Origin of the sequence: Pseudomonas sp. LB-090624 (assembly GCF_003205205.1) — a bacterium.
GTDB lineage: Bacteria > Pseudomonadota > Gammaproteobacteria > Pseudomonadales > Pseudomonadaceae > Aquipseudomonas.
Genome location: NZ_QJRL01000040.1, coordinates 1 through 20950 on the forward strand (window position 1 = coordinate 1; position 20950 = coordinate 20950).

Here is a 20950-nt window from a genome sequence, read left to right on the forward strand (position 1 = left end):
CCGCCACCGCCACCACCTTTGGCATATGCTGAACTGATTGGGGAGATATCGGCAGGCAAGAATGCCGTCAGCCCAAGTGCCAGTGCACAAGCAAAGACAGCAACCAAGGGTTTTCTCAATTTATTCGGCTCCAAAGGCGCGGGGATATACAGCGTCGCATTCTGACCTGAGGCAAGCATTTAAGTTCTGGCATCCCGACAGAATGCTGATTGCTCGTGAAAACAACTACAGGCGTAAAACATGAGGTGCCGCATCACGTACCCGATTGATAGTCTCAGCCGAATGGCAGAAGCTGTAACGTGCAAGTCGGGCGGCGGACGGCCGCATCCAATGGTGAGCCCATGAGCATGTCCGTTTCCCTCCAGACCAGCCGCAGCGCCTGGGCAGTGTTCCTGATTTTTTTGCGCCTGGGGCTGACATCCTTCGGCGGCCCAATCGCCCACCTCGGCTATTTCCGGGATGAATTCGTGGTACGTCGACAGTGGCTAAGCGAGCGCTGCTATGCCGATTTGGTCGCCCTTTGCCAGTTTCTACCGGGCCCCGCCAGTAGTCAGGTTGGCATCGCGGTTGGGCTGGCGCGTGCAGGCTACGGCGGCGCACTGGCTGCATGGGTGGGGTTCACATTACCTTCCGCGGTCGCACTGATACTCTTCGCGCAGGGTATCGCCAACCATGGCGACGCCCTGCCTGCTGGCGCACTGCACGGTTTGAAAGTTGTGGCCGTGGCGGTCGTCGCTCAGGCGGTGTGGGGTATGGCGCGCAACCTGTGTCCGGATGCGCCTCGTATCACGCTCATGGCAGTGGCGACCTGCTTCATGCTGCTGTTTCCCTCGGCCCTGGCGCAAGTCGGGGTCATTGTCATGGCCGCAGCAACGGGGCTGTTGCTGTTCAAACCGCAGTCATGTGGCGCTCATGAGCCACTGCCCATTGGCATCCGGCGTCGCGTCGGTGTTTTCTGGCTTTGCCTGTTCTTTGCGTTGCTGTTGGGTTTGCCGATCCTGGCGGGTTGGCGTACATCCCCGTTACTGTCGATGATCGATGCCTTCTACCGCGCCGGATCGCTGGTTTTCGGTGGCGGGCATGTAGTGCTGCCGTTGTTGCAGGCGGAAGTTGTGCCTTATGGCTGGGTCGATAACGATGCCTTCCTGGCTGGCTATGGGGCCGCGCAGGCTGTTCCGGGGCCACTATTCACCTTCGCGGCCTTTCTTGGCGCCTCTATGAACCAGGCGCCCAATGCCTGGTCAGGAGGGCTGATCTGCCTGCTGGCGATTTTCGCGCCTTCATTTTTTCTGGTGGCCGGCGCCTTGCCGTTTTGGGAGCATTTACGCCGCAATGCACGTACTCAAGCGGCCCTGCAGGGCATCAACGCTGCTGTCGTAGGTTTATTGCTCGCCGCGCTCTATCAACCAGTCTGGACGCGTGCAATTCACGCTCCACAAGACTTTGGCCTGGCGTTGATTGCACTGATCGCCCTGCTGTTCTGGAAGCTACCAGCGTGGTTGGTCGTGCTCGGCAGCGGCGTGCTGGGGGCGCTGTTGAATAGCGCTCCGTGAAGCCATGAGGTCAGCTGGCTGCCTTTACCATTAGCCTCGCACAGGCAGTTACCCAATACCTGACCGGCTCCAGATAGCCGTTCAGTGCGCAGACGTGCTTGCATGGAACATATGGAAATACGTATATTCGATTTTCCATATGTCTTGGTACCGCCATGATCACTCCACCTGATGTCTTCAAGAGCCTGTCTGATGAGACCCGCGCTCGCGCCACCCTGCTGATCTTCAGCCTGGGAGAGCTGTGCGTCTGTGAACTGATGTGCGCGCTGGACGATAGCCAACCCAAGATCAGCCGCCACCTCGCACAATTGCGCAGCAGTGGCATGCTGCTGGACCGTCGTCAGGGGCAATGGGTGTATTACCGCCTCAACCCGGATCTGCCTGCGTGGGTGCACGACATGTTGCAGGTGACCTTGCTGGCCAACTCGCAGTGGCTGGCAGACAACTCCCTTCGGCTGAAGAACATGGACGGCCGCCCCGTCCGTGATCTCGCCTGCTGCTAATTTTCACCAAGCGAGATTTCTCATGCTGGTCGCAATTGCCGTCTTTGTTGTCACACTCGTTCTGGTTATCTGGCAGCCCAAGGGCCTGGGCGTCGGATGGAGTGCTGCGCTAGGTGCCATTATCGCGTTGATTGTCGGCGCCGTTTCGCTGCAAGACATTCCAACCGTGTGGGCCATCGTCTGGAATGCCACCGCGACCTTCATCGCGGTCATCATCATCAGCTTGCTGTTGGACGAGGCCGGGTTCTTTGAGTGGGCCGCGCTGCACGTGGCGCGCTGGGCAAACGGCAGCGGCTACCGCCTGTTCGCCTTTTGCGTGCTGCTCGGCGCCGCGGTATCGGCGCTGTTTGCAAACGATGGCGCGGCGCTGATCCTGACCCCCATCGTCATGTCGATGCTGCTCGCGCTACGTTTCTCGCCTGCTGCGACACTCGCCTTTGTCATGGCCGCGGGCTTTATTGCCGACACCGCAAGCCTGCCGCTGGTGGTCTCCAACCTGGTCAACATTGTGTCGGTCGATTACTTCGGCCTGGGTTTCGCTGAATACGCGTCGGTGATGGTGCCGGTGAATGTCGCCAGCGTGGCGGCCACCCTGCTGGTCCTTTTGCTGTTTTTCCGCCGGGATATCCCGAAACATTACGCGCTCGATGCGCTGAAGGAACCGAGCGAAGCGATTCATGACCCCGCCACCTTCAAAGTCGGTTGGTGGGTGCTGGTGGGGTTGCTGACAGGCCTGTTCGCACTGGAGCCTATGGGTATCCCCATCAGTGCGGTGGCTGCCGTCTGTGCAGCAATTCTCTTCGCCGTTGCCGCTCGCGGCCACCGTATCTCAACCCGCCGAGTGCTGCGGGAAGCGCCGTGGCAGGTGGTGATCTTCTCCCTCGGCATGTACCTGGTGGTGTACGGGCTGAAGAACGCCGGCCTCACGGACACGCTCACCCACCTGCTCGACCGGCTAGCCGAACAGGGACTGTGGAGCGCCACTATTGGCACAGGGTTGATCTCCGCGCTGCTGTCCTCGGTCATGAACAACATGCCCACCGTGCTGGTCGGCGCGTTGTCAATCCAGGCCAGCGAGGCGCAGGGGCTGGTGCGTGAGGCGATGATCTACGCCAACGTCATTGGCTGTGACCTCGGCCCGAAAATCACCCCCATCGGCAGCCTCGCCACGCTGCTCTGGCTACACGTGCTGGAGCGCAAAGGCATGCGCATCACCTGGGGCTACTACCTCAGAGTCGGGATCATGCTGACCCTGCCGGTTTTGCTGATTACCCTTTCGGCCCTGGCCCTGCGCCTGAGCCTCTAAGATCCACCAAGAAGCGGAGGAGTCTTCCATGCGAGTCCTGTTCATGTGCACAGCCAACAGCTGCCGCAGCATCCTTTCCGAGGCCCTGTTCAACCACCTCGCTCCGGCAGGTTTCGAAGCGATCAGCTCGGGCAGCTTCCCCAAGGGGCAGGTATTGCCCCGTAGCCTGAGCACGCTGGAGCAGGCCGGTATTTCGACTGCGGGCCTGAGCAGCAAGGGCAACGACGCATTCGAGGGCAACCCGCCGGACATCGTCATTACTGTCTGCGACAAGGCCGCTGGCGAAGCCTGCCCGGTGTATTTCGGGCCCGCGCTGAAGTCGCACTGGGGGCTGGAAGACCCATCGGATGTGGTGGGTGACGAGGCCCAGGTCAACGCGGCTTTCCACGCCACGCTGGCCCACATCGAGTCGCGCTGCCGGGCCTTCTTCGCCCTTCCGTTCGCTAGCCTCGACCGTGATCAGCTCAAGCACGAGCTGGATCGTATCGGCACGCAATAAGCAGGAGTCAGCAATGTCCGAGCATCTCCCTAACATCGACCTCGCGTTGTTCGACCTGCCACCGACGGCCACCGTTGCCAGCGAGCACAAACCGCGCATCCTGCTGTTGTATGGATCCACCCGCGAACGGTCCTTCAGTCGCTTGCTGGTGGAAGAAGCCGCACGCCTGCTGGAACACTTCGGCGCCGAGACCCGTACCTTCGACCCTTCAGGCCTGCCGCTGCCTGACGATGCACCGGTGGAGCACCCCAAAGTGCAGGCGTTGCGTGAGCTGGTGCAATGGTCGGAGGGCCAGGTCTGGTGCTCGCCGGAGCGCCATGGAGCGATGTCTGCGGTGTTCAAGGCACAGATCGACTGGATTCCCCTGGCGTTAGGCGCCGTTCGTCCCACCCAGGGTAAAACCCTGGCGGTGATGCAGGTGTGTGGCGGCTCGCAGTCGTTCAACGTCGTCAACCAGTTGCGGGTGCTTGGCCGCTGGATGCGGATGTTCACTGTGCCGAACCAGTCGTCGGTACCCAAGGCCTACCTGGAGTTCGATGAAGCCGGGCGCATGAAACCGTCGCCGTACTACGACCGCCTGGTTGATGTCATGGAGGAGCTGGTGAAGTTCACCTTGCTGCTGCGCGACCGCAAGGAATTCCTGGTGGACCGTTATTCGGAGCGTAAAGAAAGCGCTGAACAGCTATCGGCTCGCGTCAACCAACGTTCGATCTGAGTCGCAAGATGCCTGGATGGCCGAACAGAAACATGACACGAAGCTGCATTCACGAAGGGAAGGTATCGGGTCACAGGTGATAGAGGGCGAAGCTCACAAGGTCGGCGGCGCATACACAACCTGGTCTCGCCCTCCCTTTTTTGCGGCGTAAAGTGCGCTGTCGGCGCGCCGCAATGCATCCTCAATTTGCTCGCTTTCGGCGACTAGCGTACACCCCACACTGAGGCTCACCCGCAGTGGGCCGCTAAGGAGCTCCATCGGTCTGTTGCCGATAAGCTGGCGCACGCGCTCCGCGATTCGCATGAGCTCGTCACCGTCCTTTACACGCAGCAATGCGACGAATTCCTCACCGCCCTGGCGTACCAGCAAATCATCGGGGCGAAGAGCAGCTCGCAGGCGACGCGCACACTCGCAAAGCACCTGGTCGCCGCCAGCATGACCGTACTTGTCGTTTACAGACTTGAAGTGGTCAAGGTCTGCATACAGAGCACCCAGCCACAGACCTTTTTCCGTAGCCAAACGGCGTTCACGATCCTTGAAGGCCACCAACGCGCCGCGGTTCCATAGCTGAGTCAGCGGATCAACCAAAGCCTTGCGTTGCTCACGGTCCATTTCAAGCCGCAAGTCGTGGTTGGCCTGCGTCAGACTGCGCAGTTGCAGATAACCCTCTGCCAGCGTGGCCAAGTCTTTGAAGGTGGCCTGCTCGGCCTCACTCAGCAGCCGTGGGCGAGGGTCGAACATGCATAAGGTTCCGATCGCTTTGCCATTGCCAGCACGCAAGGGGTGCCCGGCGTAGAAACGGATATAGGGTGCACCAACGACCAGCGGATTATCCGCGAACCGCGAATCGTCCTCGGCGTTTTCCACTAGCAGGGTGTCGTCACCCAAGATGGCGTAGCCGCAAAACGACACATTGCGCGGGGTCTCGCTTACGTCCAGCCCAACCCTGGCCTTGAACCATTGCCGATCGTGGTCGATCAAGCTGATCAGCACAGTGTCCACGTGCGCCACTTCCTGAGTGAGCCGCACCAGGGTATCGAGGTAATGCTCAGCCGGTGTATCCAGCACATTCATTTCATCGAGGGTACGCTGGCGCAGCGCTTCGTCAGTCGGTATGGGGCAAGCCGGCATGTCTTTTCTCCAGTCCATGGGCAGAGAGTATCTGCGAAAGGCGCATTTTGACGCCGACACAGGACTTACTCTAGACAGTGGATTGCATAAGATCTAAACCATCAGTCGCTGTGCAAGGTCTTTGTGGGAGCGGGCTCGCCCCGCGAACAGGGGGCATAGCCCGTGCCAGACATCTCTATTTTTTGCGCCGGCCTCTTCGCGGCACAAGCCCCCGCCCACAAGCACTTGCACAAGCTGTCCGGGCGTTTTGAGGAACAATTTGCCGCCTCCTGCTTCAGGTACTGATGAGCAATCCTCATGAACCCTTGCCGATTTAAGCGTCTAGTGCACACTCGGTAGCTCGCTTACTGTTCTCCCAACACCAGATGTCGGGAGATCCAAATGCACAAGCGCACGCTGGGAAACAGTTCACTCAAAGTGTCAGCTCTGGGCTTCGGCTGCATGGGCTTGAGCCATGGCTACGGCCCGGCGACTGACACAACACAAGCCATCGCGCTGATCCGATCGGCGGTTGACCGAGGCGTCACACTCTTCGATACCGCCGAGGTTTACGGCCCTTACCTGAACGAACAAGTGGTAGGCGAGGCGCTGGCCCCGGTGCGCGATCAAGTGGTCATCGCTACCAAGTTCGGCTTCACCTTCGGCGACGACAATAAACAGCAAATTCTCAACAGCCGCCCTGAGCATATCCGGTTCGCAGTCGAGGGGTCGCTGCGTCGACTGAAGACCGATTACATCGATCTGCTTTACCAGCACCGCGTTGATCCGGATGTGCCGATCGAGGACGTCGCCGGGGTGGTGAAGGACTTGATTGGCGAAGGCAAGGTGAAGCACTTCGGCCTGTCAGAGGCCGGTGCGCAGACCATCCGCCGTGCGCACGCGGTGCAGCCGGTCACAGCGTTGCAAAGCGAATACTCGCTGTGGTGGCGCGAGCCTGAGCAGGAAGTCCTGCCGACGCTTTGGGAGTTGGGCATCGGCCTCGTGCCGTTCAGCCCATTGGGCAAAGGTTTTCTCACCGGCACGGTGTCGGCGCAGGCTACTTACGGCAGCGACGATTTCCGCAGCATCGTCCCGCGCTTCAGCCAGTCGGCGCTGCAAGCCAATCAGGGCCTGGTAGTGTTGATCCGTCAGATCGCCGCACAGAAACACGCCACACCCGCCCAGATCGCGCTGGCATGGCTGCTCGCGCAGGCGCCGTGGATTGTGCCGATTCCGGGGACGACCAAACTGCATCGACTGGAAGAAAACCTCGGCGGCGCAGACATCACGCTCGACGCCCTCGAATTGAAGGCAATTGATACAGCGTTGGCGCAGATACGCATCGAAGGCGAGCGTTATCCCGAGGCCCTCAAGGCGCGGGTCGGTCGATGAGCAACGATCACGATCCGCTGCGGCGCACGGTGATCGCCGCACTGGCGAGCGCCCCGCTGCTGTCTCTCGCCGACACGCGAGGCGCCAGTGAGAAGACGTCGCCGGCACGGTCAAGGAGCTGATCGCCGAGGGCAAGGTCAAGCATTTCGGCCTATCTGAGGCGGGTGTGCAAACCATTCGCCGAGCGCACGCGGTGCAAGCGGTCACGGCAGTGCAGAGCGAATATTCGCTGTTCTGGCGAGGCCCGGAGTTGAAGCTGCTGGCAGTACTGGAAGAACTGGGAATCGGTTTCGTACCGTTCAGCCCCCTCGGAGCCGGTTTTCTCACCGGTCAGATCGATGAGCACACGCAGTTCGATGCCAGTGATTTCCGCAACGTCGTCCCGCGTTTTTCCCCTGAAGCCCGCAAGGCCAATCTGGCAATGGTCGCGGTGGTGAAAGCCGTCGCGCAACGCAAACACGCCACGCCGGCGCAGGTGGCGCTGGCCTGGTTGCTCGCACAGAGACCGTGGATTGTGCCGATCCCAGGCACGACCAAACCCCATCGACTGGAAGAGAACCTGGGCGCAGTCGAACTGCAATTGACCGGTGACGATTTGCACGAGATCAACCAACAGATGGCGCAGATTCAGCTGCACGGTGAACGCCTGCCGGAATCGGCACTGAAGATGACCGGACTCTAAATCTGCCAAAGCGCGCACGCTTTGCGTCGCAACTTTCACGTTTGACCGGAGTTGACCCGATGAACCGATTGATCGCACCACTCGTTGCTTTGTCATTCATGGCCGCCGAATCCCAGGCCGCCAGCGAAATACGCGTTACACCGAACGGCTCGCAGCCCTCGGTCAAGGGCGCGGCGCAAAACTTTACCGGCGCGGTACGCGTTGATGGCCTGTTCAACGGTGAGGCGCCGGCGCGCATCGGCGGCGGCACTGTGACCTTCGAGCCCGGCGCACGCACGGCTTGGCACACCCACCCACTGGGGCAAACGCTGATCGTCACCGCAGGCGTTGGCTACGTGCAGCAAGAGGGCGGCCCCCGACAGGAAATACGGCCGGGCGACACTGTCTGGATTCCGCCGCACATCCGTCACTGGCATGGCGCCACGGCCAGCAACGGCATGGCCCACATCGCCATCGCTGAAGCCGAAAATGGCAAGACCGTCGACTGGGCGGAACAGGTCTCCGAGGCGCAATACGCCGGCCAATGAAGTTACGGAATGTGTCGAAGTTACTCGCCCGGCTCCTTTTTCCCAAACCGTCATCCGCCCTACAGGCCCCGCATCAGCCGGGTCGCGCCGGATTATCAGCGGTTATGGCAATGCCGACTCATGAGTTCTGCTCAGAAGTCCATGCGCAATTTCGGGGTTAATCGACACAACCCTCCTCCGTACGATCCAGCGACACCCCGGTGACCCGCACTGGATGGAGCCTTTCACGATGACCATTGACGCACGCAACAACGCTACCCTCCCCACACTCATGGCGCTTTGTCTGGGCATCGGGGCGATGTTCAGCGTTACCACTCAAGCCGCCGAGGCATCGCCGACCATGGCCAGCAAGCCCGCCAGCGCAGCCACCTTGTCGCGCCAACAACAAACGATCCCTCTGATCGCCGCGTTCATGGCGACCAGCGACATGCCCAACCTCAACACCGCGCTCAATCAAGGGCTCGATGCCGGCCTGACCATCAGCGAAACCCGGGAAATTCTGGTGCAGCTTTACGCCTATGTGGGCTTCCCGCGCAGCCTTAACGCCTTGAATGAACTGATGGCCGTGGTGCAGGCGCGCAAACAGCGCGGTATCGAAGACGCGCCGGGGCATGAGCCGAGCCGGGCGATTCCGATCGGGGATGAGCTGCTGGCCGCCGGCACCGCGAATCAAACCCGGATCTCCGGCGCCCCGGTCACAGGCCCGGTGTTCGAGTTCGCTCCGGTGATCAACCGGTTCCTGCAAACCCACCTGTTCGGCGATATCTTCGAGCGCGACAACCTCGACTGGCAAAGCCGCGAACTGGCGACCGTCGGGGCGCTGGCGGCAACGCCAGGAGTCGAGCCGCAATTGCGCTCGCACATGGCGGCGAGCTTGCGCGTCGGTCTGAGCACGGCACAGTTGCTCGAGGTCACGGAGCTGCTGAAAAAGCACGGCGATGTGCATACGGCTGAACGTGCCAATAGCGCATTGGCCCAGGCCCTCGCGGCTTCGGGGAAGTGACATGAATTCTGCAAAGTATCTGCTGAGCATCACGCTGTTGAGCCTGTTGGGGGCCTGCGCAAACCACCCCGATGGCTCGCTGCTCATTCAACAACAAGGCAGCTTCGCCGCCGGCGGAACGGTGACCACTGCACCGGGCACCTTCAACCCGCACCAACCGATGACGCCCAACGGCCAGACCTACCACGGTGACCACGTCTATGCCTTCTACCAAATCCCGGTGGATGCGCGAAAACTGCCCATCGTCATGTGGCACGGTGCGGGTCAGTTTTCCAAGACCTGGGAAACCACCGCCGATGGTCGCGAGGGCTTTCAGAACATCTTCCTGCGCCGCCATTACGGCGTCTATCTGATTGATCAGCCCCGGCGTGGCGATGCCGGGCGCAGCATGGTCGAGACCACAATCAAGCCTGTGTCTGACGAACAACTGTGGTTCAACCAGTTCCGCATCGGTCTGTGGCCCAACTACTTCAACGGCGTGCAAGTGGCTCAGGATGCACAGACCCGCGAGCAGTTTTTCCGGGCGATGACGCCGAATACCGGGCCGTTCGACATGGGCGTGGTCTCTGATGGCGTGTCAGCACTGTTCGACAGAATCGGCCCGGGGATTTTATTCACCCATTCGCAAGGTGGCGGGCCGGGCTGGTTGACGGCGATCAAGAACGACAAAGTAAAAGCCATCGTGGCGTTCGAGCCAGGCAGCAGCTTCGTATTCGCTCAAGGTGAGGTCCCTCCACCAATTCCCAGCGCGTTCGACACAGTGCAAGGCGCGGCCGTGCCGATGGAGCAATTCATGGCCCTCACGCGCATTCCGATTCTGATCCTTTACGGCGACAACATCCCGGAGCAGGCGGTCGACCTGCCTGCTCAGGACAGCTGGCGCGCACGCTTGAAAATGGCCCGGCTCTGGCGTGACGCGGTCAATCGCCACGGCGGTGATGTGCAACTGATCCACCTGCCGGAGATGGGCATTCATGGCAATACCCACTTCCCCATGTCGGATCTGAACAACGTGCAGATCGCTGACCTGGTCGCGCGATTCCTCGAAGAAAACCAGCTGGACTGACCCAAATACTTTTGCAACTGCCGCCCTTTTGATTGCTCAGGAGCTTCAGGTGAAAAACACACTCAAGGCCACGTTTATGTCGGCATTGGTCGGCCTCGCGGCGGGCGAAGCCTTGGCCGCCGATTACAAAAAGAACCCGTTCACCCTCGCCTACGACGGCGCGATCAGCAAGAACGAACCGGGCAAGGTCAACATCCATCCGGTCAGCTACAAGCTCAACGGTCTGGATATCGCCGCCAACGTATACACCCCGGCTAACTATGATGCGGAGAAGACCTACCCGACCGTGGTCGTTGCACACCCCAATGGTGGCGTGAAAGAACAAGTCGCCGGCCTGTACGCCCAACGCCTGGCCGAACAGGGCTACATCACCATCACGGCCGATGCGGCGTATCAGGGTGCCAGCGGTGGTCAGCCGCGCAGCATCGATAAACCGGCCTATCGCATCGAAGATATTCATGGCATGGCCGATTTCATCAGCCAGTTTGCCGGCGTCGATGACAAGCGCATGGGCCTGCTCGGCATTTGTGGTGGCGGTGGTTATTCGTTGGCGGCAGCGCAAACCGACAAACGCTTCAAATCGTTGGCAACACTGAGCATGTTCAACTCAGGCAGGGTACGTCGCAACGGCTACAACGACTCGCAAATGGACAGCATTCAGCAACGCCTGCAACAGGCGTCAGCAGCCCGCGCGCAAGAGACGGCCGGCGGCGCGGTGCTGTACTCCGGCGATGCCAACCTCACCGACGAGCAGATTGCCAAACTGCCCTTCGAGCTGTATCGCCAAGGTTATGAGTACTACTGGAAGACCCACGCGCACCCGAACTCGACCTTCAAATACACCACCAGCAGCCTGATCGACTTGATGCGTTTCGACGCCACTGACCATATCGAGCTGATCGACCAACCGTTGCTGATGATCGCCGGCAGCAAGGCCGACAGCCTGTACATGACACAGGACGCTCTCCCCAAAGCCACCGGCACCTCCGACAAGGAAGTGTTTATCCTCGACGGCGCGACGCACATCGAAACCTACTGGGTGCCGCGTTATGTCGACGCCGCAATTGGCAAACTGACCGCGTTTTACGCCCGCACCTTGTAACCAGCTCTATTGAGGGGTCGCGCATTCGTGTGCAACCTGCTTTCATGGATTAATCCCGCGCCCCTCATGAGAGGCTCTCATCAATGTCCCGCGCCAATCTCAACGACCTACAAGCCTTCGTGGTCATCACCCGCGAAGGCAGTTTCACCCGCGCGGCCGCACAGCTTGGCGTTTCGCAGTCGGCGCTGAGCCACACCATGCGCGCACTGGAAAGCCGATTGGGCGTGCGCCTGCTGACACGTACCACCCGCAGCGTTTCGCCGACCGAGGCGGGTCAGCGGCTGTATCAATCGATGGCGCCGCGGTTCGATGAGATCGAATTAGAACTGGCCGCAGTCAGCGAGTTTCGTGACACCCCGGCAGGCAATGTGCGGATTCAAGCCTCTGAACACGCCGCCAACAACATTCTGTGGCCCAAGCTTTTAAAAGTGCTTCCCGACTATCCGGACATCAAAGTCGAAATCACTGTCGACTACGCCCTGTCCGACATCGTCGCGCAACGCTATGACGCCGGTGTACGCCTGGGAGATCAGGTGGCCAAGGACATGATCGCCGTCCCTATCGGCCCCCCCTTGCGCATCGCGGTCGTGGGCTCACCCGAGTATTTCAAACAGCGGCCGGTGCCGAAGGCGCCTGGTGATCTGGCCGCGCAAAATTGCATCAATCTACGCCTACCCACCCATGGCAGCCTGATGCAATGGGATTTTGAAAAGGATGGTCACGAACTGAAGGCCCGTGTCGAAGGACAATGGACGTTCAACAGCAGCCTGCCGATCCTGCGTGCGGCCGTGGCGGGATGTGGCTTGGGTTTCCTGCCGGAGGACATGGTGGCGAAGGAACTAGCGGACGGTAGCCTCGTGCGGGTGTTGGAAGATTGGTGCCAACCTTTTGCCGGTTACCATCTCTACTACCCCAATCGCCGAGAACATTCATCAGCGTTTGGCGTTGTAGTTGAAGCGTTACTCTACAAGCGCTGAGCCATCGACCTTCAAGGCATCTGAATTTACCCACCCCACAAACCTGCGACAGGGTAGATGGATTTAATCGGTTGCAGTGGTACGAGACAGGTTGCAAGGGCGCCTTGGAAGTCCTCCGTGAAGTGCTGCTTTGGATCGGAAGCTGTTGTTCGCTATTGACGGCTTTCGACCCATTGCGGACGTTCGCCGTGATATCTTCTGCGCCTATGAGATCGAGCGCCGCCCGCGCGGCGCATCGCGAGCTGCGCTCGCTCCTACGTTTGTTTCGGGCCAGTAACACCTGTGCCAATCGCGCGCGATCGTCTTGTTGGTGCGACGCAACATCGCGTCATGCGCCAAAGCCTTCGCGCGCAAACCTCACAGGAATAATTGGCCCGAAATAGACGTAGGAGCGAGCGCAGCTCGCGATGCGCCGCGCGGGCGGCGCTCGATCTCATAGGCGCAGACGATCTTATGGCGAACGTCCGCAATGGGTCGAAAGCTGCCGTTGGCGAGCGTCCGCTTTCGACCCATAGCAGCCTTTCGCGGAAGACAGCTAAACTCACTGGGACGCTTCTATCAAACAAAAGATAACCCACTGTTCTTTCTAGCGAAAAAACAGGCGCGCGGGGTCAATGGCGGCGAAATGTTCACTCTTCTATACGTGGTCACAGCAAGCTGTGCCGACAGGGATTAACGCCGATGCCATTTGGGCCACTCTCTCATTCGGGAGCAAAGCAGCACACCCGTGCGGTCTACGGCCTCTTTCCCGCGCATTGGGAACCATAGCAAAGTATTCGGCGGCTGACCTACCCGGATCAGTCGGCGAATGCTTTTCTAGATCTCGATGTCAGTGCAGATCTGACGTCATGCGCATCCTGTTTGCTGTGCGACAGCGCAGCCCGGAAGGGCTGGGTGATCTCTCATGTGGCATTGGGATTTGGGATAGGAAGCTTATTGGAGCCTCGGGGCGATAGCCTTCGTCTCCGAAATCAAACCGCCAATACCCCACATCATGCCAAGCATCGAGCTTGAATCCGACCTGCGGAAACGTACTGATGTGCTAGAAACCGAGTCGCTCGTGCAGCCCGATACTGCCTTCATTCGGCAAGGCAATGCCGGCATACGCCGAGCGATATCCGAGACGCTTCAGAACCGGCAGCAGCACATCATAGAGCTGCCGAGCAATCCCGTTGCGGCGCTGTCCCTCCCGACATACACCGTCACATCTACCGCCCACCGGTACGCCGCGCGCGCCCGGTGCTGGCTGGGGTAGGTATAGCCGACTAGGTGTTTCACAAATAACGACCATAACTCGTGGCGCTTTTTGGTTGTATTTCCAAAACACCACACTAGCCAGCACCGATTCCTGTTTCAGGATAGGTAAACTGTGACCCGCGCACGCTAGTGGGAAAACCGCTCCCGGCTGAAGGCAGGAACCTGTAAGGCCAACGACTGGCCCGCTAAAGCGCGGGCCAGGCAACTACCCAATGCCGGCGCAAACTTGAAACCATGGCCGGAACAGGCCGAGACATAGAATACACCTGGGAGCTCCTTGCTTTCCCCTATGATGAACGCTTCGTCCGGGGTCATGGTGTATACGCACTTGCGTGAAGCATAGGGACGAGCGATCAAATCAGGAAACACGCGACTTACACAGGCTGATATTTCCTCGATCTGCGCGTCGCTGGCCGGCTCCAGTTGCGTGCGCAGATCCAGCGCCGATTGCTGGTGATTGTGGAAGCCAATCTTGATGCCTGGCTCGGCATTATCGATTTGCGGTGTGCCATACAACAGGCGGCCATCCTCGAGTTCGTAGAGAAACGCCGGAAAGTTCGCGAACAACTGCTCGGCACCCGATTTGAAGGCGCACCAGTAAATCGGCACGCTGCGAGGCCTCAGCAACCCGGACAGGTCGGGTATGAGAGAGCCAGCAAGTCCAGCGCCCGTCGCCAACACCACCTTTTGCGCGAGCACCGATTGACCATCGCTCAGGCGTAGCAGGAATTCGCTTTCGACACGGGTGATCTCCTGCACGTGGCTTCCAAAACGCATCTGCGCACCATGCGCCACCGCCTGGTTCAGCATCTGCAGCCGAGCATCGTCCGCAGCGATGGTAAACGCTCCTTGTTCAAATACCGCCTCCATGTTTTCATCTGCACGGAAGACCGAGAACCTGGCCTCGACCTCAGCAGCGGTCAGTCGTTGATGAGCAATACCGCCAGCCTTCGCGGATGCCGCACTGCCTGAAACAACTCCAGAGCGAATGGGCCCGATGAAAAGCCCCCCGCTGTAATGCAGCAATGGCCGGTGGCTAGTCGCTTGCAGCTCTCGCCAGCCCAGATCCGCTTCCGCCAGAAGTGATAAGTAATCCGAACCTTCCCAGTACGCCTGGCGAAATATCCGCGAGCCACCATAGGAACTTCCCTGCAGATTGATCGGCGCGCCGGCCTCGAGCCCCAGAACATCCTGCTGCTGCTGAGCCAAGCGCCACAGCGTGGCACTGCCCACCACCCCCAGGCCGACAACCACTGCCGTGTAGGACTTATGCATCTTCGACAACTCCTTTTGCCTTGAAGAAAATAGTAGTGAGCAACGGCTCGAGTATGACCAGCAGCATAGCCAGGGCGATCAGCGCAAATGCCAACATTGCGCCATGGGAAGGTATCTGGCCATAGAACATCAAAGCGACGAAAAATTGTGTCAGCGGCAGCACGAACTGCATCAGCCCCATGACACTCAGAGGCAGCCGCCGTGCAGCGAACGAAAAGAGCGCCAGCGGCAATAGGGAAACTGCGCCGCAAAGCAGCAGCAGCGCCGTGTCAGCGGAGCCCAGGGCGGCGATACCCGCCACAGGCGTGCTCACCCACAGGATCAGCGGCATCAGCAGCACGCCCAGCACGAGCGACTCCAGAAACAGGCCCGACCACGGAGGCAGTCGAGCCAGCTTCTTGAGCCAGGTGTAAGTGCCCCAGGTCACGCCAATGACCAGGAACACTCGGCTGTCCAGCCCGCCTTTTTCGAACAGCAGGTAGACGACGCTGCCGATTACCATTGTCAATGACAACCCGCGAGGCACGGACAAGCGCTCTTGATACAGCAGCAAGCCCAACGAGATCCCCAATACCGGCGCGATCAGATACCCCAGCCCGCTTTCAAGAACGTGTCCATGAATCGAAGCCCATATGAACGTTCCCCAATTGCCGGCGACCAGCACCGCCGCCGCACCGTGAAGGGCAATGTCGCGTCGCTTCAGCACACACAACAAAGGGACTAACTCCTTGCGTGCAGCAAGCAGCAAGGTGACACAGAGCAATGACATCAACACCCTGCAGCCGAGCAACGCCAGCGCTGGCAATGCCGCCAGGGCCTTCCAGTACAGTGAAGACAGCCCCAGCAGGCAGTTCGATGCCAGCGCGGCAGATAATCCCGCTGCCGCGTCGAAGGTTTTTCCGGCCATGGTGGTCACTCGGCTAACGGCGTGAATGAGAACTCGATGATCTCGTAGGACCAGTGCAGCACGCCGGCGTCGTCAAAACGGCAGTGCGCGCGGCCCTGGCGGGTCCAACGTTCAATCTCCTCATGCAACAACCCCTGCAGAGCACGCCATTGCTCGGTATATAGCACCAAGGGGATCTCATGGCGCTCGAGCAATGACCAACCGATCTTGAAACGCGCCTCATGCATGTCATAGAGGTCACGCATGACATCGGCAATGCCGACCAACGAATTCAGCCCGATGATCAGCTTGCCTCCGGGCTTCAGGTAGCTTGGCACCCGTTCGAAAAACCTGCGCAAGGTCCGCTCGCCATAGAACATCGCTTCCAGCGACAGCCCTTGGGCAGCCTCGATGCGCTGTAGTGCATCGAGGAAGCCATCCGAGGGCGTCTGCCACCCTGGCGGATTGAATAGGATCACATCGTATCCGTCCTCTGCCGCAGGCATTGCGTCGAACAGATCGCCCTGTACGAATTCGATACAGGATTCGCCCAGGTTGACCAGCTCATTGGCACGGGCCGCTTGAACCGCGTCAACAGAAATGTCGCAGGCGGTGATATGCCGCATGCCTAACTGTCGCAGCAGTAAGGCGTGCACACCACTCCCCGTCCCCACGTCAAGAAAACGGGCATCTCTGTCACGCCCCCCGAAACGCCTAGCAATCAGTGACCCGAACGCTTCTCCGGCAGGGCTCACCCTGAACACCTTCGGGTTGTCGATCAACGTAATCCGCTGCCCCATGCCGAAGTACAGGTTATAGGCCGCCAGGTCAGTGTGAACACTTCCGGGCGCGGTCATAGTTGTCATGCCTCATCCTCCTGGAATCACTGACCCAACTCTGCAGAACGCCTGGCTGCCGCATCCAGTGCCGCATTTACCAGCCCTTTGAAGCCAGCTGCGTCCAAGGCACGGATAGCGCGTTCGGTAGTGCCTCCGGCCGTTTGCACCTCCTGGCAGATCTGGCTTGCCGGCTTACCGCTCGCCTGGATCAACGCTGCTGTGCCACTGAGTAGCTGCAGGGCGACGACCGCGGCCTGCTCGCTGTCCAGCCCCATGTGCAGCCCGTAGTCCTGAAGCGCATCGGCAAAGTGCGCGACCAATGCAGGCCCACCGCCGGCCAAAGCCGTTCCAGTGTCGATTTGCCTTTCGTCATTGACCCTCAGCGAGAGCCCGATCACGTCGAAAATCTGCCGAGCACTGTCGATCAGCGCCGCATCGGCATCCGAGGGTGCGTAATACATCGTGACGCCTTGGGCGACTTCCGAGGGCGTATTGGGTATGGCTCGCACGACGGCGTCATGCCCTAGCAGGCGAACCAGCGTGGCATGTGTGATGCCCGCCATCACCGAAACGACCGGCCCACGGTGGCGACAAAGCACCGGATTTGCCGCGAGCATGTTTTCGAACTGCTGCGGTGGCACGGCGAGCACCACACAATCCTGAGGTTGCAGTGTTTGAATCCGTGAAGACGTCTCAAATCCCTTCGCACGCCAATCGTTCGACCGCTGCGTATCAATTTCAATCACACGCAAGTCGGTGGCACTTTTGAAATACGCTTTCAACCCCAGCAGGATTGCCCCGCCCATGTGGCCCGCACCGACCATGTGGATGGTTTTCATATAATTCCCTTTTATGAATTGAAGCAGCAGCGATAAGACGCTGCTGCGGATGCCCGCAGACTGGATCAAGGCAGGACAGTTACAGAACATAATCCCTAGCAAAAAAAACTGTCAATGCATATCCGATTCGAATGAAACACGCATCATTTGATATCACCCCCGTGCACATCACACAGCGTCGCAAAAAACGGTCGCCTTCACCTATACGGATTCAGCCAGACGTATATCCGAGCGGTATTGCATACACAGCGCGTGCGAGGTACTGCGTATGCATTCCACAAGATGGTCGACAACTAACGAGGCCCCACGCTGAAGCGGGCGAACCAGGCTGATACTGAAAGGCACCGAGACCGTGAGGCGCCGGATGGTGAGGCCCTGACTGGCATAGGTATTGGCCACGAGCGGATTAATGATCGATACGCCGATACCGCTCAGCACCATCTGACAGATAGTGGCAGCATTATCCACTTCAATGATACTGCTGCGCGAAACGCCTAACTGCGCGAATACACTGTCCAGCTGGTGTCGATAAGGGTCATTCGGTGCCAAGTGAATGAAGGGGTATTGGCTTAACTGCCGAGGGTCGATGTGGGTAAACGCTGACAGTGGATGGCCCGGTGGAAGAACACAGACTTCATCCACATCCGTCAAGTGTTCAGTGGTGGTCCCCATCGGGGCACTCACGCCCTCGATCAAACCGATGTCGTACGCTTGGCTGGATATCAGCGGTTCGATATCGGGCGAGTCGTGAGTCGAGAGGCTGAGGTTGATATCAGGGTAGATCTCCATGAACCGCGCCAGGCTGGCCGGCAAGATCGTTTGTGACAGGACAGGCAGGCTGAGGACGCTGATCTTCTCGCGCAGTCCAAGTTTTATGATTTTCGCGGCGGCACTCACTCGTGCCAGACCGTCATAGGCCTTGAGAATCTCGGAATGCAAAGCCATCCCTTGAGCCGTGGGCTTGAGGCGTCCCTTGTGGCGTTCGAACAGCATCATTCCGATACTGCTTTCAAAGTTGGAGAGCTCTCGGCTTATCGTTGGCTGGGACGTCTCCAGTAACTGCGCAGCGCCGGTGACCGTTCCAGTGATCATGATCGCCTTGAATATCTCTATGTGCCGAAATTTTAGTTGCATCTTCACTCCCTGAATAACGCAAATCACTATGACCCAATAACCCTGCCCCTTCCCACTGCGGGTCCATCGCCGCCTACCCACGACAGCTGACTCACAACTGCCCCATCGTACCCGGCTGATCGCACGTTGCGCCATGCCCGTGCAAGTGGTGAAGCAGCGGCCCACCCAGATGGGACCCTACGCTGCCAGCAATCCTGGCCCACGCCACGAACAACAGGCCGAGGAACACCTGCTCGTATATCAGCACTGAGCGTCAGGCTGCAGGATAATCATTCTATTGAGGTTTTCTCGCAAGTATCGCCCTGGCTCGCACCTTCAGCGTAGCCCGCGACACTTATGCCCTTCAAATCACTTACTGCAAGGAACATCAACCCCGCCGCATATAAAACCAAACCAATCCACCTTTTAAAAATACGTAAAACCATTACCGCGCACCACTTATTAATATCAACTTTTTCACAGGCAATACATTTTTGATATAGATTGACAGCTGCCTAAAAGATCATTGAGTATCCCCGCCGCCGGCACTCTTTGCCGAACAATACCCAGGGACTTTGGGTTGAAATAATTCACAATGGAGGTCGCGTGCGCGCTATGGCTTACAACTCGAATTTCAATGATGTTCTGAATGCGGCCATGACGCGAATGAACCATCGTTATCAAGACGTACCCGCCCACTTCTGGGTTGATCGCACGGCCTTCACACATCGCTTCGATAACTTGCGTCACATGGCAAGCCGCAGCATCAGCGCGCCGTTGTCACCCCTACAGGCGCAGCAGGCCATCGTCCAGGAACTGGCCGCTGCCAAAAATACGGCGCTTTATCTTGGCGTGCCGTGGTGCATTCAAACCTGCTCATTCTGCGACCTTGCCTACTCGCGTAGCCCACGCGTGGAAGAGAAACGCGAATACATCGAGGTCATCCTCAAGGAACTGGATATCTACAACAATGCCGGGCTAGCTTCGGTACCCGCGGGAAGTCTCTACTTCGGAGGTGGAACGCCCTCCATTCTCGACAACGACCTGCTCGCGGCTTTCGTCGATGGCGCCTTGCAACGCAGTCGACTTGCCGACAATCCGGTGATCACGCTGGAGGCGAGCCCGGCAACGCTGACCACATCGAAACTGAAACTGCTCCGCGCTCGGGTCAATCGCATCAGCCTGGGCGTGCAATCCACCGATACGGCATTGCGGCAACGGGAAGGGCGGATCCTGCCGCGAGAAAAACTTCTGGAGCGGGTGGCCACCACACTGGAGCATTTCGATCTGGTTAATACCGACGTCTTATATGGGATGCCCGGGCAATCACTTGAGTCGGTGTTTCTGACTCTGAAAGACCTGGTGAATCTGGATGTGCCCTCCATCACCTTCTATCGCAACGAACTGTTTGCCGGCACCAAGAGTTATCAACTGGCCCGCCAGCAACCTTGGGCAACGGTCTCCGAATACAAGGCCAGGGAAATGTACTTCCTTGGCAAAACCTACCTCGAAGCATGCGGCTACCAGGAAAGCCCCTTGGGGTGGTTCGTTAAAGCCAGGAAGACAGAAGCCATCACTTCATGGGAAACGATGATCGAACGCTGGAGTACAGTCGTTCCCTATTTCGGCCTGGGCATGGGGGCCTTTTCCACAGCCGCCAGCCATTGGGTGCAAAACCATGAATCACTCAATGGCTGGATGGAGCGTGTGCGAAGCGGCCGATTACCGTTGGCCAGTGGTTCGCTGTTCGATCACAAAGAACGATTCATGGTCAAGTTCATGCGTTACATCCGGGTATTCAGCCGTGTGAAGAGAGCCCACCTGCTGGCTGAGAGTGGAGTAACGCGTCCCGCCGTAGAACAACTGCTCGATACCTGGGTCGCCATGGGCCTGGCTATCGATGATGCAGAGTGGCTGGTGTTCACCGAGGCGGGTTGTTCACTCATCCATTGGCTGATCGATGATTTGGCCCGCGCGTTCGTCGAAGGCGCATTCAATACGGACATTAAAATTGCTGCGGTAAACATCTGACAGCCTGACTGGGAGTCCTTTATCCAATGACGATCATCCATGCGATCGAGAAGATACTAGCTGATCTGGTCGACACCTCGGTATTCGACCCACATGCCGACTTGTTCGAGCAGGGCATCAACTCTTTGCAGATAGCGATTCTTATTGATGAACTCAATAAGCGCTTCAATCTCTCCGCCAGCCTCGACGTCCTCACCGAAGGGGCTTCGATAACGGCCTTGGCTGCAACATTGAGCCGGAAAATCACGCTTGAGAACATCGGTTAAGGAGCAACC

Annotated in this window: 19 protein-coding genes and 3 pseudogenes; 15 read left to right on the forward strand and 7 right to left on the reverse strand. The window is 58.9% G+C overall.

Annotated features, from left to right (window positions below; genetic code table 11):
• Positions 1–347 precede the first annotated feature (347 nt).
• The 5 genes from chrA to arsH all read left to right on the forward strand — a co-directional run bounded on the left by chrA (position 348) and on the right by arsH (position 4576).
• Positions 348–1553 (forward strand): chromate efflux transporter, encoded by a 1206-nt coding sequence (gene chrA / locus DMX11_RS23610; protein WP_177410785.1) that lies wholly within the window; start codon positions 348–350, stop codon positions 1551–1553.
• 155 nt (positions 1554–1708) lie between these two features.
• A complete protein-coding gene (locus DMX11_RS23615) occupies positions 1709–2056 on the forward strand; it encodes a metalloregulator ArsR/SmtB family transcription factor (protein WP_110747499.1) in 348 nt (115 codons plus the stop codon).
• A gap of 22 nt (positions 2057–2078) precedes the next feature.
• Entirely contained in the window at positions 2079–3362 is a 1284-nt protein-coding gene (locus DMX11_RS23620) for an arsenic transporter (protein WP_110747503.1), read from the forward strand.
• Between the two features lie 28 nt (positions 3363–3390).
• Positions 3391–3861, forward strand: a complete 471-nt coding sequence (locus tag DMX11_RS23625) for an arsenate reductase ArsC (protein WP_110747506.1) — start codon at positions 3391–3393, stop codon at positions 3859–3861.
• A 13-nt stretch (positions 3862–3874) separates the two neighbouring features.
• Positions 3875–4576: an arsenical resistance protein ArsH gene (arsH, locus tag DMX11_RS23630; RefSeq protein ID WP_110747509.1), complete on the forward strand. Its 702-nt coding sequence runs from the start codon at positions 3875–3877 to the stop codon at positions 4574–4576.
• A gap of 93 nt (positions 4577–4669) precedes the next feature.
• Here the strand turns inward: arsH and DMX11_RS23635 are convergent, their stop codons facing one another.
• Complete coding sequence (locus DMX11_RS23635; RefSeq protein WP_110747512.1) at positions 4670–5707, reverse strand: sensor domain-containing diguanylate cyclase; 1038 nt, start codon at positions 5705–5707, stop codon at positions 4670–4672.
• Between the two features lie 381 nt (positions 5708–6088).
• Here DMX11_RS23635 and DMX11_RS23640 point away from each other — a divergent pair, with 381 nt between their 5' ends.
• From DMX11_RS23640 to DMX11_RS23675, 8 genes and pseudogenes are all read left to right on the forward strand, one after another.
• Positions 6089–7078: an aldo/keto reductase gene (locus tag DMX11_RS23640; protein ID WP_110747515.1), complete on the forward strand. Its 990-nt coding sequence runs from the start codon at positions 6089–6091 to the stop codon at positions 7076–7078.
• A pseudogene (locus DMX11_RS23645) lies at positions 7075–7170 on the forward strand (flavodoxin); the annotation flags it as partial. The gene DMX11_RS23640 and the pseudogene DMX11_RS23645, both read left to right, overlap by 4 nt.
• Positions 7170–7760: pseudogene (locus tag DMX11_RS23650) on the forward strand (aldo/keto reductase); the annotation flags it as partial. The pseudogenes DMX11_RS23645 and DMX11_RS23650, both read left to right, overlap by 1 nt.
• A gap of 59 nt (positions 7761–7819) precedes the next feature.
• Positions 7820–8287 (forward strand): cupin domain-containing protein, encoded by a 468-nt coding sequence (locus DMX11_RS23655; RefSeq protein WP_110747518.1) that lies wholly within the window; start codon positions 7820–7822, stop codon positions 8285–8287.
• Positions 8288–8516: 229 nt separating this feature from the next.
• Positions 8517–9290, forward strand: a complete 774-nt coding sequence (locus tag DMX11_RS23660) for a carboxymuconolactone decarboxylase family protein (protein WP_110747523.1) — start codon at positions 8517–8519, stop codon at positions 9288–9290.
• Positions 9291–9411: 121 nt separating this feature from the next.
• Positions 9412–10356, forward strand: a complete 945-nt coding sequence (locus DMX11_RS23665; RefSeq protein ID WP_177410786.1) for an alpha/beta fold hydrolase — start codon at positions 9412–9414, stop codon at positions 10354–10356.
• Between the two features lie 49 nt (positions 10357–10405).
• On the forward strand, positions 10406–11458 hold the full coding sequence (locus tag DMX11_RS23670) for an alpha/beta hydrolase (RefSeq protein WP_110747529.1): 1053 nt from the start codon (positions 10406–10408) through the stop codon (positions 11456–11458).
• 83 nt (positions 11459–11541) lie between these two features.
• Positions 11542–12435 carry a LysR family transcriptional regulator gene (locus DMX11_RS23675; protein WP_110747531.1) on the forward strand — a complete coding sequence of 298 codons (894 nt, stop codon included), beginning with the start codon at positions 11542–11544 and terminating at the stop codon, positions 12433–12435.
• 976 nt (positions 12436–13411) lie between these two features.
• On the opposite strand, the pseudogene DMX11_RS23680 reads toward DMX11_RS23675, so the two are convergent.
• The 6 genes and pseudogenes from DMX11_RS23680 to DMX11_RS23710 form a co-directional block, all read right to left on the reverse strand.
• Positions 13412–13704, reverse strand: a pseudogene (locus DMX11_RS23680) (N-acetyltransferase family protein); the annotation flags it as partial.
• Positions 13705–13818: 114 nt separating this feature from the next.
• A complete protein-coding gene (solA, locus tag DMX11_RS23685; protein ID WP_110747534.1) occupies positions 13819–14967 on the reverse strand; it encodes an N-methyl-L-tryptophan oxidase in 1149 nt (382 codons plus the stop codon).
• Positions 14960–15874 carry an EamA family transporter gene (locus DMX11_RS25925; protein WP_010954606.1) on the reverse strand — a complete coding sequence of 305 codons (915 nt, stop codon included), beginning with the start codon at positions 15872–15874 and terminating at the stop codon, positions 14960–14962. The genes solA and DMX11_RS25925 overlap by 8 nt, the downstream gene beginning before the upstream one ends.
• A 5-nt stretch (positions 15875–15879) precedes the next feature.
• Positions 15880–16719, reverse strand: a complete 840-nt coding sequence (locus DMX11_RS23700) for a methyltransferase (protein ID WP_110747537.1) — start codon at positions 16717–16719, stop codon at positions 15880–15882.
• Positions 16720–16736: 17 nt separating this feature from the next.
• On the reverse strand, positions 16737–17531 hold the full coding sequence (locus DMX11_RS23705) for a pyrroline-5-carboxylate reductase (protein ID WP_110747581.1): 795 nt from the start codon (positions 17529–17531) through the stop codon (positions 16737–16739).
• Between the two features lie 201 nt (positions 17532–17732).
• Entirely contained in the window at positions 17733–18665 is a 933-nt protein-coding gene (locus tag DMX11_RS23710) for a LysR family transcriptional regulator (protein WP_158286184.1), read from the reverse strand.
• Positions 18666–19259: 594 nt separating this feature from the next.
• Between DMX11_RS23710 and DMX11_RS23715 the strand changes: the two genes are divergently transcribed.
• Complete coding sequence (locus tag DMX11_RS23715; protein WP_110747544.1) at positions 19260–20675, forward strand: coproporphyrinogen-III oxidase family protein; 1416 nt, start codon at positions 19260–19262, stop codon at positions 20673–20675.
• Between the two features lie 26 nt (positions 20676–20701).
• Positions 20702–20941 (forward strand): acyl carrier protein, encoded by a 240-nt coding sequence (locus DMX11_RS23720; protein ID WP_010954612.1) that lies wholly within the window; start codon positions 20702–20704, stop codon positions 20939–20941.
• Positions 20942–20950 lie beyond the last annotated feature (9 nt).